The organism is Streptomyces corynorhini (genome assembly GCF_003346515.1).
Classification (GTDB): Bacteria; Actinomycetota; Actinomycetes; order Streptomycetales; family Streptomycetaceae; genus Streptomyces; species Streptomyces corynorhini.
In genome coordinates, this window is the sequence record NZ_QQNA01000020.1 from 25,650 (window position 1) to 38,529 (window position 12,880).

Here is a 12,880-nt window from a genome sequence, read left to right on the forward strand (position 1 = left end):
ACCACGAACTCCACATTCGATGAACCACCAGGAGACGAAGTGAAGCGCAGCAAGGCACTCCGTGGCGCGGAGGCCAAGATCGACCGGGAGCGCAACTACGCCCCGCTCGAGGCCGTCCGTATCGCCAAGGACACCACCAGCACGAAGTTCGACGGCACCGTCGAGGTCGCCATGCGTCTGGGTGTCGACCCGCGCAAGGCCGACCAGATGGTCCGTGGCACCGTGAACCTCCCGCACGGCACCGGCAAGACCGCCCGGGTCCTGGTCTTCGCGACTGGTGACCGCGCCGAGGCCGCGCGTGCCGCGGGCGCCGACATCGTCGGCGCCGACGAACTGATCGACGAGGTCTCGAAGGGCCGTCTGGACTTCGACGCCGTCGTCGCCACCCCGGACCTCATGGGCAAGGTCGGCCGCCTCGGCCGCGTCCTCGGCCCGCGTGGTCTGATGCCGAACCCGAAGACCGGCACCGTCACCCCCGATGTCACCAAGGCTGTCAACGACATCAAGGGCGGCAAGATCGAGTTCCGCGTCGACAAGCACTCGAACCTGCACTTCATCATCGGCAAGGTTTCCTTCGACGAGACGAAGCTGGTCGAGAACTACGCCGCGGCGCTGGACGAGATCCTCCGTCTGAAGCCGTCCGCCGCGAAGGGCCGCTACATCAAGAAGGCCACGCTGGCCACCACGATGGGCCCCGGCATCCCGCTGGACGCCAACCGCACCCGTAACCTCCTCGTCGAGGAGGACCCGGCCGCCGTCTGACACTGACGGCAGTCGCGGGTCGCACCGCAGGACACGCAGCCGGTCCCCGTACCTCTCCGGAGGTGCGGGGACCGGCTCGTTCCCGCGCGGGGTTATCCGGATGGCACTGTCCGAGGCAGGCGGTACAGTCACGGGACATCTGAAACACCTGTGTCATTCCTGTGGGGGGAATCATGAACTCGATGTACCGGACCGCCGCGGTGACCGCGCTCGGCGGCTTGCTGCTCTGTTCCACCGTGGCCTGTTCGTCCTCGGACACCGCCGACTCGGCTTCCTCGTCGCCTTCCGTCTCCTCGTCGGCGGTCGAGATGACCCCGGTGGCCGCCATCAAGCGGGCCGCCGGCAAGAACGAGAAGATCACCTCGCTCTCCTACACGATGGAGGGGAAGGTCCCGGGAGAGGGGGCCGTCTCGGGCGACGTGGCGATGAGCGTGAAGCCGCCTGCCATGCGGATGAAGATGACGGGCGAGTCGGAGGGCGAGAAGGAGGAGATCGAGATCCTGCTCACCTCCGATGGCATGTACATGGGAGGTGACAGCGCCGCGGCCGATCCGGAGATGAACGGCAAGCGCTGGATCAAGTTCCCCTTCGACTCCTTCGACAAGGCGACCGCCGAGACCGGCGAGAACCCGCTCGGCGGCCTGTCCAGCCAGGTGGACCGCAACCCGGCCGCGGAGTCCGGTGCGCTCGCCCTCGCCGAGGACCTGAAGAAGGTCGGCGAGGAGACCGTCGACGGGGTCAAGACCACGCACTACACGGGCTCCCTCCCGCTCAGCGCCATGAAGGCGGAGCTGAAGGGCCTCGACGCGGAGACGAAGAAGAAGCGCGAGAAGAGCCTCAAGGCGTACGAGGACATGGGCATCGACAAGCTCACGATGGACATGTGGATCGACGGGGACGACCTCACCAAGCAGTTCCGTACCCGGGGGACCACGAAGTCCGGGCCGCTCGACATGACGGTCAAGTTCGGCGAGTACAACAAGCCGGTCGAGATCAAGGCCCCGCCGGCCTCCGAGGTGGTCGACCTCGCCGAGATGATGAACGGCGCCGAGGCGAGCTGACGGACCGCGGATTTCGCGCCGTGCGCCCGCGCGTGTAGTATCGCCGAGAAGCCAAAGACCGCTGGTCGTTGCCGTGTGCTCGTAAGAGGGTGCGGTGGCCGAAGGATCCGCTAGCTGCGGACGACCTGCGCAGGTGACTGTGGACAGCTCCCGGATTCCATTCGGTTGAGCTACGCCCCGTGCGCCTGCGCCGGGGCGTTTCGTTTTGCCCAGCCCCTTCTGAGCGGTCCTCATCACCCGGAAGGAGGCCGACGCTCATGGCAAGGCCCGACAAGGCTGCCGCGGTAGCCGAGCTGACGGACAAGTTCCGCAGCTCGAATGCCGCTGTGCTGACCGAGTACCGGGGTCTCACCGTGGCGCAGCTCAAGGAGCTGCGCCGTTCTCTCGGTGAGAACGCCCAGTACGCCGTGGTGAAGAACACGCTGACCAAGATCGCGGCCAACGAGGCCGGGATCAACACGCTGGACGACCTGTTCGCGGGTCCGACGGCGGTTGCCTTCGTCACCGGTGACCCGGTGGAGTCGGCGAAGGGTCTTCGTGACTTCGCCAAGGACAACCCGAATCTCATCATCAAGGGCGGTGTCCTTGACGGCAAGGCGCTGACCGCCGATGAGATCAAGAAGCTCGCGGACCTCGAGTCCCGTGAGGTTCTGCTTTCCAAGCTGGCCGGTGCCATGAAGGGCAAGCAGTCGCAGGCTGCCGCGCTCTTCCAGGCGCTTCCGTCGAAGTTCGTCCGCACCGCGGAAGCTCTTCGTGCCCAGAAGGAAGAGCAGGACGGTGCCGGTACGCCGGCCCCCGTCGAGGCCGACTCCGAGTAATCACGCTCGGTCCCGGGTGTTCGCACCCGGTCGGCCACAGCGGGCCGGTACGCCCGCGGAACTGTACATAACGGCACCAGCCGAATAGTGGAAGGACCGCCATCATGGCGAAGCTCACCCAGGACGAGCTGCTCGCGCAGTTCGAGGACATGACCCTCATCGAGCTCTCCGGCTTCGTGAAGGCCTTCGAGGAGAAGTTCGACGTCACGGCCGCCGCCCCGGTCGCCGCTGTCGCCGCCGGTGGCGCTGCCGCCGCCGTCGAGGCCGAAGAGGTCCAGGACGAGTTCGACGTCATCCTCACGGGTGCCGGCGAGAAGAAGATCCAGGTCATCAAGGTCGTGCGCGAGCTGACCTCCCTGGGCCTCAAGGAGGCCAAGGACCTCGTGGACGGCGCCCCGAAGCCCGTTCTCGAGAAGGTCGCCAAGGAGGCCGCTGACAAGGCCGCCGAGTCCCTCAAGGGCGCCGGCGCCTCCGTCGAGGTCAAGTAACCTCACGCGGGCCCGCCACCGGCCGCTGAGGGCCCTCTGAGGGGGCTCCTGGCGGACGGCGGAGGTCCCGGCGCCGTAGAGGCGCGGCGTTGACGCGAAGGGCGATCACCCAGTCGGGTGGTCGCCCTTCGCCGTTCCGGCAGGGGGTGCCTTGCTCTTCCGCCCGCGGCGAGTATCGTGATCATCGCCGTGTTTCCGTACGCCCAGTGACCTCGCCCACGGGGTGGGGGGCCTTGACGAACCGCACGCAGCGCGCAATTCTCAGGACGCGTCGTCACAATCGATCCGGATCCGAGGCATGGATCGATGACGAAGAGGGCAGTAACGATGTGCGCCCACGACACGAGGCCGGGCGCGTGGGACACACGCAGTTGAGACAAGGGTGTTGAGAAAAACGAGGGTGTCGGAAAACCCGCTCTGGACATCAGTGTGCCAAGTGGCTACACTGACCCTTTGCGCTGCCTGTTAGCTGCTCCCTGCCCGTCACCAGGGGCACCCCCTCGCAAGAGCATCGGTGAGTGATCGGCCCTGAACTGGGCCTTCCCTCTCCGTGCCCGGCTTGGGACCGGTACGCGCGTAGTGAGTCCGAGCCCTCGGAAGGACCCCCTCTTGGCCGCCTCGCGCAACGCCTCGACCACGAATACGAACAACGGCGCAAGCACTGCCCCGCTGCGCATCTCCTTTGCAAAGATCAGGGAGCCGCTTGAGGTTCCGAACCTTCTGGCGCTCCAGACCGAGAGCTTCGACTGGCTGCTCGGCAACCCCGCCTGGAAGGCTCGTGTCGAGGCGGCTGTCGAGAGTGGACAGGACGTCCCCAGGAAGTCGGGTCTGGAGGAGATCTTCGAGGAGATCTCCCCGATCGAGGACTTCTCCGGGTCGATGTCGCTGACCTTCCGCGACCACCGCTTCGAGCCTTCCAAGAATTCGATCGACGAGTGCAAGGACCGCGACTTCACGTTCGCGGCCCCGCTCTTCGTCACCGCCGAGTTCACCAACAACGAGACCGGCGAGATCAAGTCCCAGACGGTCTTCATGGGTGATTTCCCGCTCATGACCAACAAGGGCACCTTCGTCATCAACGGCACCGAGCGTGTCGTGGTGTCCCAGCTGGTGCGCTCGCCGGGTGTCTACTTCGACTCCTCCATCGACAAGACGTCCGACAAGGACATCTTCTCCGCCAAGATCATCCCGTCCCGGGGTGCCTGGCTGGAGATGGAGATCGACAAGCGCGACATGGTCGGTGTCCGCATCGACCGCAAGCGCAAGCAGTCCGTCACCGTCCTCCTCAAGGCTCTCGGCTGGACGACCGAGCAGATCCTCGAGGAGTTCGGCGAGTACGAGTCCATGCGCGCCACCCTGGAGAAGGACCACACCCAGGGCCAGGACGACGCGCTTCTCGACATCTACCGCAAGCTGCGCCCCGGCGAGCCGCCGACGCGCGAGGCCGCTCAGACGCTGCTGGAGAACCTCTACTTCAACCCGAAGCGCTACGACCTCGCGAAGGTCGGCCGCTACAAGGTGAACAAGAAGCTCGGCGCGGACGAGCCGCTGGACGCCGGCGTGCTCACCACCGACGACGTCATCGCGACCATCAAGTACCTGGTCAAGCTGCACGCCGGTGAGACCGAGACGGTCGGCGAGAGCGGCACCCAGATCGTCGTCGAGACCGACGACATCGACCACTTCGGCAACCGCCGTCTGCGCAACGTCGGCGAGCTGATCCAGAACCAGGTCCGTACGGGTCTGGCGAGGATGGAACGCGTCGTGCGCGAGCGCATGACGACCCAGGACGTCGAGGCGATCACGCCGCAGACCCTGATCAACATCCGGCCGGTCGTCGCCTCCATCAAGGAGTTCTTCGGCACCAGCCAGCTGTCGCAGTTCATGGACCAGAACAACCCGCTGTCGGGTCTGACCCACAAGCGCCGTCTCTCGGCGCTCGGCCCGGGTGGTCTGTCCCGTGAGCGGGCCGGCTTCGAAGTCCGTGACGTGCACCCCTCGCACTACGGCCGCATGTGTCCGATCGAGACCCCCGAAGGCCCGAACATCGGTCTGATCGGCTCGCTCGCCTCCTACGGCCGGGTCAACGCGTTCGGCTTCGTCGAGACGCCGTACCGCAAGGTCGTCGACGGTGTCGTCACCGACGACGTCGACTACCTGACGGCCGACGAGGAAGACCGCTTCGTCATCGCGCAGGCCAACGCCACGCTCTCCGAGGACCTGCGGTTCACGGAGCCCCGCGTGCTGGTCCGCCGCCGTGGCGGCGAGGTCGACTACATCCCGGGCGACGACGTCGACTACATGGACGTCTCGCCGCGACAGATGGTGTCGGTCGCGACCGCGATGATCCCCTTCCTGGAGCACGACGACGCCAACCGTGCCCTCATGGGCGCGAACATGATGCGTCAGGCCGTGCCGCTGATCACGTCCGAGGCGCCGCTCGTCGGCACCGGCATGGAGTACCGCTGCGCGGTCGACGCCGGTGACGTCATCAAGGCGGAGAAGGAGGGTGTGGTCCAGGAGGTCTCCGCGGACTACATCACCGTCGCCAACGACGACGGTACGTACACGACGTACCGCATCGCCAAGTTCTCCCGCTCCAACCAGGGCACCTCGGTCAACCAGAAGGTCATCGTCAACGAGGGTGACCGGGTCGTGGAGTCCCAGGTCCTCGCCGACGGCCCCGCCACCCAGCAGGGTGAGATGGCGCTCGGCAAGAACCTGCTCGTGGCGTTCATGCCGTGGGAGGGCCACAACTACGAAGACGCGATCATCCTCAGCCAGCGGCTGGTCCAGGACGACGTCCTCTCCTCGATCCACATCGAGGAGCACGAGGTCGACGCCCGGGACACCAAGCTCGGCCCCGAGGAGATCACCCGGGACATCCCGAACGTCTCCGAAGAGGTCCTCGCGGACCTCGACGAGCGCGGCATCATCCGCATCGGCGCCGAGGTCGACGCCGGGGACATCCTGGTCGGCAAGGTCACGCCCAAGGGCGAGACCGAGCTGACCCCGGAGGAGCGGCTGCTCCGCGCGATCTTCGGTGAGAAGGCGCGCGAGGTCCGTGACACCTCGCTGAAGGTGCCGCACGGCGAGACCGGCAAGGTCATCGGTGTGCGCGTCTTCGACCGCGAGGAGGGCGACGAGCTGCCGCCGGGCGTGAACCAGCTGGTTCGCGTGTACGTCGCGCAGAAGCGCAAGATCACCGATGGTGACAAGCTCGCCGGCCGTCACGGCAACAAGGGCGTCATCTCGAAGATCCTGCCGATCGAGGACATGCCGTTCCTGGAGGACGGCACCCCGGTCGACATCATCCTCAACCCGCTCGGCGTGCCGTCCCGAATGAACCCGGGACAGGTCCTGGAGATCCACCTCGGCTGGCTCGCCAGCCAGGGCTGGAAGGTCGAGGGCAGCGAGGAGTGGATGGAGCGGCTGAAGTCCATCGGCGCCGACGAGGTCGCGCCCGGGACCAACGTCGCCACACCGGTCTTCGACGGCGCCCGCGAGGACGAGATCTCCGGACTCTTCGAGTCCACGATCCCGAACCGCGACGGCGAGCGGATGGTCAAGGGCTCCGGTAAGGCCCGGATGTTCGACGGCCGCTCCGGTGAGCCGTTCCCGGACCCGATCTCGATCGGGTACATGTACATCCTCAAGCTCCACCACCTGGTCGACGACAAGCTGCACGCCCGCTCGACCGGTCCGTACTCGATGATCACCCAGCAGCCGCTGGGTGGTAAGGCCCAGTTCGGTGGCCAGCGCTTCGGTGAGATGGAGGTGTGGGCGCTGGAAGCGTACGGCGCCGCCTACGCCCTCCAGGAGCTGCTGACGATCAAGTCCGACGACGTGACCGGCCGCGTGAAGGTCTACGAGGCCATCGTCAAGGGCGAGAACATCCCCGAGCCCGGCATTCCCGAGTCCTTCAAGGTGCTCATCAAGGAAATGCAGTCGCTCTGCCTCAACGTGGAGGTGCTGTCCTCGGACGGCATGTCCATCGAGATGCGTGACACGGACGAGGACGTCTTCCGCGCGGCGGAGGAGCTCGGTATCGACCTGTCCCGGCGCGAGCCGAGCAGCGTCGAAGAGGTCTGACGGGTTCGCCGGCCGGATCCCGTATCCGGCCGGCTCTCCCCGGACCCGTTCAGACCATTGCTGAAGTGCCCCATCTACTCGCTGACGCGAGGGGCTCGAACCCCCGAAAGAGGGATTGACGACAAGTGCTCGACGTCAACTTCTTCGACGAGCTGCGGATCGGCCTTGCCACCGCGGACGACATCCGGACCTGGTCGCACGGCGAAGTGAAGAAGCCGGAGACCATCAACTACCGCACGCTCAAGCCCGAGAAGGACGGACTCTTCTGCGAGAAGATCTTCGGTCCGACCCGGGACTGGGAGTGCTACTGCGGCAAGTACAAGCGTGTCCGCTTCAAGGGCATCATCTGTGAGCGCTGTGGCGTCGAAGTCACCCGCGCCAAGGTGCGCCGTGAGCGGATGGGCCACATTGAGCTGGCCGCTCCCGTCACCCACATCTGGTACTTCAAGGGCGTGCCCTCGCGTCTCGGGTACCTGCTCGACCTCGCGCCGAAGGACCTTGAGAAGGTCATCTACTTCGCCGCGTACATGATCACGTTCGTGGACGAGGAGCGCCGGACGCGCGACCTGCCCTCGCTGGAGGCGCACGTCTCCGTCGAGCGTCAGCAGGTCGAGAACCGCCGCGACTCCGACCTCGAGGCCCGCGCCAAGAAGCTCGAGACCGACCTGGCCGAGCTGGAGGCCGAGGGCGCCAAGGCCGATGTGCGCCGCAAGGTGCGCGAAGGCGCCGAGCGCGAGATGAAGCAGCTGCGCGACCGCGCGCAGCGCGAGATCGACCGCCTCGACGAGGTGTGGAGCCGCTTCAAGAACCTCAAGGTCCAGGACCTGGAGGGCGACGAGCTGCTCTACCGCGAGCTGCGTGACCGCTTCGGCACGTACTTCGACGGCTCGATGGGCGCCGCCGCGCTGCAGAGGCGCCTGGAGTCCTTCGACCTCGCCGAAGAGGCCGAGCGCCTCCGCGAGATCATCCGTACCGGCAAGGGCCAGAAGAAGACCCGTGCGCTCAAGCGCCTCAAGGTCGTCTCCGCGTTCCTGCAGACCAGCAACAGCCCCAAGGGCATGGTGCTGGACTGCGTGCCGGTCATCCCGCCGGACCTGCGTCCGATGGTGCAGCTGGACGGTGGCCGCTTCGCGACCTCCGACCTGAACGACCTGTACCGCCGTGTGATCAACCGGAACAACCGCCTCAAGCGTCTTCTCGACCTCGGTGCCCCCGAGATCATCGTGAACAACGAGAAGCGGATGCTCCAGGAGGCCGTCGACGCGCTGTTCGACAACGGCCGCCGCGGTCGCCCGGTGACCGGCCCCGGCAACCGTCCCCTGAAGTCCCTGAGCGACATGCTCAAGGGCAAGCAGGGCCGGTTCCGCCAGAACCTCCTCGGCAAGCGAGTCGACTACTCGGCCCGTTCCGTGATCGTCGTCGGTCCGCAGCTCAAGCTGCACCAGTGCGGTCTGCCGAAGGCGATGGCGCTGGAGCTGTTCAAGCCGTTCGTGATGAAGCGCCTGGTCGACCTGAACCACGCGCAGAACATCAAGTCGGCGAAGCGCATGGTCGAGCGCGGCCGTACCGTCGTGTACGACGTGCTCGAAGAGGTCATCGCCGAGCACCCGGTGCTGCTGAACCGTGCGCCCACCCTGCACCGTCTGGGTATCCAGGCGTTCGAGCCGCAGCTCGTCGAGGGCAAGGCCATCCAGATCCACCCGCTCGTCTGCACCGCGTTCAACGCGGACTTCGACGGTGACCAGATGGCCGTGCACCTGCCGCTCTCCGCGGAGGCGCAGGCCGAGGCGCGCATCCTGATGCTCTCCTCGAACAACATCCTCAAGCCGGCCGACGGCCGTCCGGTCACCATGCCCACCCAGGACATGGTGCTCGGCCTCTTCTTCCTCACCACGGACGAGGAGGAGCGCAAGGTCAAGGGCGAGGGCCGGTCCTTCGGCTCCACCGCCGAGGCGACCATGGCCTTCGACAACCGGGAGCTGTCGCTCCAGGCGAAGGTCGACATCCGCTTCCCGGTGGGCACCATCCCGCCGCGCGGCTGGACCCCGCCGGCCGACGCCGAGGCCGACACCGACGGCACCGCCGTCGCGTGGCAGCAGGGCGACCCGTTCCGGCTCCGTACGACCCTGGGCCGCGCGCTCTTCAACGAGCTGCTGCCCGAGGACTACCCGTTCGTCGACTACTCGGTCGGCAAGAAGCAGCTCTCCGAGATCGTCAACGACCTCGCCGAGCGCTACCCCAAGGTCATCGTGGCGGCGACGCTCGACAACCTGAAGGCGGCCGGCTTCTTCTGGGCGACCCGTTCCGGTGTCACCGTCGCCATCTCCGATGTCGTCGTGCCCGAGGCGAAGAAGGCGATCGTCCAGGGCTACGAGGCGCAGGACGAGAAGGTCCAGAAGCAGTACGAGCGCGGTCTGATCACCAAGGACGAGCGCACCCAGGAGCTGATCGCGATCTGGACCAAGGCGACCAACGAGGTTGCCGAGGCGATGAACGCGAACTTCCCGAAGACCAACCCCATCTTCATGATGGTCAACTCGGGTGCTCGTGGAAACATGATGCAGATGCGTCAGATCGCCGGTATGCGTGGTCTGGTGTCCAACGCCAAGAACGAGACGATCCCGCGTCCCATCAAGGCGTCCTTCCGTGAAGGTCTGTCCGTGCTGGAGTACTTCATCTCCACGCACGGTGCCCGTAAGGGTCTGGCCGACACCGCCCTGCGTACCGCCGACTCGGGTTACCTCACCCGTCGTCTGGTGGACGTCTCGCAGGACGTCATCATCCGCGAGGAGGACTGCGGCACCGACCGCGGTCTGAAGCTGCGGATCGCCGAGCGCGGCGCCGACGGGGTGCTCCGCAAGGCGGAGGACGTCGAGACGTCCGTGTACGCGCGGATGCTCGCCGAGGACGTCGTCGTGGACGGCAAGGTCATCGCGCCGGCCAACGTCGACCTGGGCGATGTCCTGATCGACGCCGTCGTGGCCGCCGGGGTCGAGGAGGTCAAGACGCGTTCGGTCCTGACCTGCGAGTCCGCGGTCGGCACCTGTGCCTTCTGCTACGGCCGCTCGCTGGCCACCGGCAAGCTGGTCGACATCGGTGAGGCGGTCGGCATCATCGCCGCCCAGTCCATCGGTGAGCCCGGTACCCAGCTGACGATGCGTACCTTCCACACCGGTGGTGTGGCCGGTGACGACATCACCCAGGGTCTGCCCCGAGTCGTCGAGCTGTTCGAGGCCCGTACGCCCAAGGGTGTCGCCCCGATCTCGGAGGCGGCGGGCCGCGTCCGGATCGAGGAGACCGAGAAGACCAAGAAGCTCGTCGTCACCCCGGACGACGGCAGCGAGGAGACGGCGTTCCCGATCTCCAAGCGCGCCCGTCTGCTGGTCGGCGAGGGCGACCCGGTCCAGGTGGGCCAGAAGCTCACCGTCGGTGCCACCAACCCGCACGACGTGCTGCGGATCCTCGGTCAGCGCGCGGTCCAGGTCCACCTGGTCGGCGAGGTCCAGAAGGTCTACAACTCGCAGGGTGTGTCGATCCACGACAAGCACATCGAGATCATCATCCGGCAGATGCTGCGCCGCGTGACGATCATCGAGTCCGGCGACGCGGAGCTGCTGCCGGGCGAGCTGGTGGAGCGCTCGAAGTTCGAGACCGAGAACCGTCGTGTGGTCACGGAAGGCGGCCACCCGGCCTCCGGCCGTCCGCAGCTGATGGGTATCACCAAGGCGTCGCTGGCCACCGAGTCGTGGCTGTCGGCGGCGTCCTTCCAGGAGACGACCAGGGTCCTCACCGACGCGGCGATCAACGCCAAGTCGGACTCCCTGATCGGCCTCAAGGAGAACGTCATCATCGGTAAGCTCATCCCGGCCGGTACGGGCCTGTCCCGCTACCGCAACATCCGGGTCGAGCCGACCGAGGAGGCCAAGGCCGCGATGTACTCGGCCGTCGGCTACGACGACATCGATTACTCGCCGTTCGGCACGGGCTCCGGCCAGGCCGTTCCGCTGGAGGACTACGACTACGGTCCGTACAACCAGTAAGCGGTGAGACGAAGGGCGGCCGTCCCCGGCAGGGGGTGGCCGCCCTTCGGCGTGCCCGGGGCCGCGGGCCCCCGGCGGGCGGCCCCTGTACCGGCCACCGGACGGTTACCGTACGGCCAGTTCCCAGGCGGCGACGGCGAGCCCGCAGGTCGCCGTCAGCGCGGCGATGTTGGCCAGCGGCCAGCGGGAGCGTTCCAGGGAGTCCAGCCGGGCCTCGTGATCGGCGAGCTGGCGGTCGTTCTGGTCGCTGCGCTGCACGAGCAGCGCCAGCGCGCCGTCCGCCCGCGCGAACCCGGCCTCCAGGGTGCCGCGCAGCCGTTCCAGTTCGACGGCCACCGCGACCGGGTCGTTCGGTTCACGATCGGTCATCGGCGGCTCCCCGGGTGGCGGGCCCGGGGGCTTCCGCGCGCAGCCAGGGCGGCAGCAGGAACTGCACACCGGGCAGGGCCATGACCCGGGTCAGCGCGGCGGAGACGGACAGCGCGCCCGCCACCCAGGGCAGGGAGGCGGGTATCCCGGAGGCGTCGACGATCGAGGGCAGCACGACCGCGACGCCCACAGCGCTCTGCAGCACGGTGCGCGCGGTGCGCCGGGCCGCCTCCGACAGGGGATGAGCCATGGTGGGTCCTCCTTCAGACGGTGTACGGGACCTTCAGCGCGGTCCAGGAGGCGTGGCCGGGCCAGCCGTCCGCGTCGGCGCCGCGGAAGCCGAGCTTGTGCTGCCAGGCGGCGTACGAGAGCCGGTCGGCCTCGGTCCACCGCGGTCCTGGGCCGGTCCGGTACGCGGAGCAGCCCTCGGCGACGAGGCGGCGGCCCATCGCGGTGACGAGGGGGGAGCTGGGGCGCGCGGTGAAGAACGAGGCTCCGGGGAAGGGCTGGTGGCGCGGGGTGGTGGGCGTCTTCGCCGTCGCCCCCTTCGCCAGCCGGTTCGCGATCCGGGTGCGCAGGGCGGGCATGGTGAAGCCGCGCGGGTCGATCTTCTGGTCGGACCACTCGACGTGCCCGATCACGGCCTTCGCGCTCCAGCCGTGGGCGCGGCAGATCGCCGCCGAGACCCTTTCGACCGCGTCCAGCTGGGCGTCCGGCCAGGGGTCCTTGCCGTCGCCGAGGTTGACGCACTCGAAACCGTAGAAGCGGGCGTTGCCGTCGGCGGCACCCGGGCTGCCGTCGTGGAATGCCGGTGCGGGCGGCCGGTCGCCGTAGTCCTCGGCGATCACCCGCCGCAGTACGGCGGGGTCGCCGCCGCCCGCGTGGTTGGCGCGGCCGTTGCCGACCAGGTGGACGGTGCCCTCCTTGTCGATGACGCCGTGGCACAGCGGTCCTGGCAGGGCGGCGTAGCCGTTGGAGCAGAGGCGGACGGAGCCCGCGGTGCCGCTGGTGACGGTGTGGTGGATCAGTACGCCGTTCAACGGGCCCCAGGCGCCCTTGTGGTTGCGGTTGTGGGTGCGCCAGCCGGGATGTTCGACGATGTCGACGCCCTCGGCGCGCAGGGCGGTGAGCAGTCGGTCCGCGGTGAGCGGGGTGGCCATGGAGAGTCCTTACGTCGGTGCCGGAGGATGCCGGGAACGCGCGAGGCCCCGTACCGGGGTGACCGGTTCGGGGCCTCGCGCGTTCCCGGC

Annotated in this window: 9 protein-coding genes; 6 read left to right on the forward strand and 3 right to left on the reverse strand. The window is 67.6% G+C overall.

Features of this window, described 5'->3' with window-relative positions; all coding sequences use genetic code 11:
- The first annotated feature begins 39 nt into the window (after window positions 1–39).
- From rplA to DVH02_RS03645, 6 genes are all read left to right on the forward strand, one after another.
- The gene (gene rplA / locus DVH02_RS03615) at window positions 40–762 is read left to right on the forward strand and encodes a 50S ribosomal protein L1 (protein WP_114622200.1); all 723 of its coding nucleotides are present in this window, start codon (window positions 40–42) and stop codon (window positions 760–762) included.
- Between the two features lie 173 nt (window positions 763–935).
- A complete protein-coding gene (locus tag DVH02_RS03620) occupies window positions 936–1,823 on the forward strand; it encodes a LolA-like protein (protein WP_114622201.1) in 888 nt (295 codons plus the stop codon).
- 257 nt (window positions 1,824–2,080) lie between these two features.
- Window positions 2,081–2,641: a 50S ribosomal protein L10 gene (gene rplJ, locus DVH02_RS03625; protein WP_114622202.1), complete on the forward strand. Its 561-nt coding sequence runs from the start codon at window positions 2,081–2,083 to the stop codon at window positions 2,639–2,641.
- Between the two features lie 104 nt (window positions 2,642–2,745).
- Window positions 2,746–3,129 carry a 50S ribosomal protein L7/L12 gene (gene rplL, locus DVH02_RS03630; RefSeq protein WP_114622203.1) on the forward strand — a complete coding sequence of 128 codons (384 nt, stop codon included), beginning with the start codon at window positions 2,746–2,748 and terminating at the stop codon, window positions 3,127–3,129.
- Window positions 3,130–3,738: 609 nt separating this feature from the next.
- Complete coding sequence (gene rpoB, locus DVH02_RS03640) at window positions 3,739–7,221, forward strand: DNA-directed RNA polymerase subunit beta (protein ID WP_114622204.1); 3,483 nt, start codon at window positions 3,739–3,741, stop codon at window positions 7,219–7,221.
- A gap of 125 nt (window positions 7,222–7,346) precedes the next feature.
- Complete coding sequence (locus DVH02_RS03645) at window positions 7,347–11,261, forward strand: DNA-directed RNA polymerase subunit beta' (protein ID WP_114622205.1); 3,915 nt, start codon at window positions 7,347–7,349, stop codon at window positions 11,259–11,261.
- 105 nt (window positions 11,262–11,366) lie between these two features.
- Here the strand turns inward: DVH02_RS03645 and DVH02_RS03650 are convergent, their stop codons facing one another.
- From DVH02_RS03650 to DVH02_RS03660, 3 genes are read right to left on the reverse strand one after another with little or no spacing between them, the layout of a single operon-like run.
- A complete protein-coding gene (locus tag DVH02_RS03650; RefSeq protein ID WP_114622206.1) occupies window positions 11,367–11,630 on the reverse strand; it encodes a hypothetical protein in 264 nt (87 codons plus the stop codon).
- Window positions 11,617–11,868 (reverse strand): hypothetical protein, encoded by a 252-nt coding sequence (locus DVH02_RS03655; RefSeq protein ID WP_114622210.1) that lies wholly within the window; start codon window positions 11,866–11,868, stop codon window positions 11,617–11,619. The genes DVH02_RS03650 and DVH02_RS03655 overlap by 14 nt, the downstream gene beginning before the upstream one ends.
- 25 nt (window positions 11,869–11,893) lie before the next feature.
- Entirely contained in the window at window positions 11,894–12,790 is an 897-nt protein-coding gene (locus tag DVH02_RS03660; RefSeq protein ID WP_114622207.1) for a peptidoglycan-binding protein, read from the reverse strand.
- Window positions 12,791–12,880: the final 90 nt, after the last annotated feature.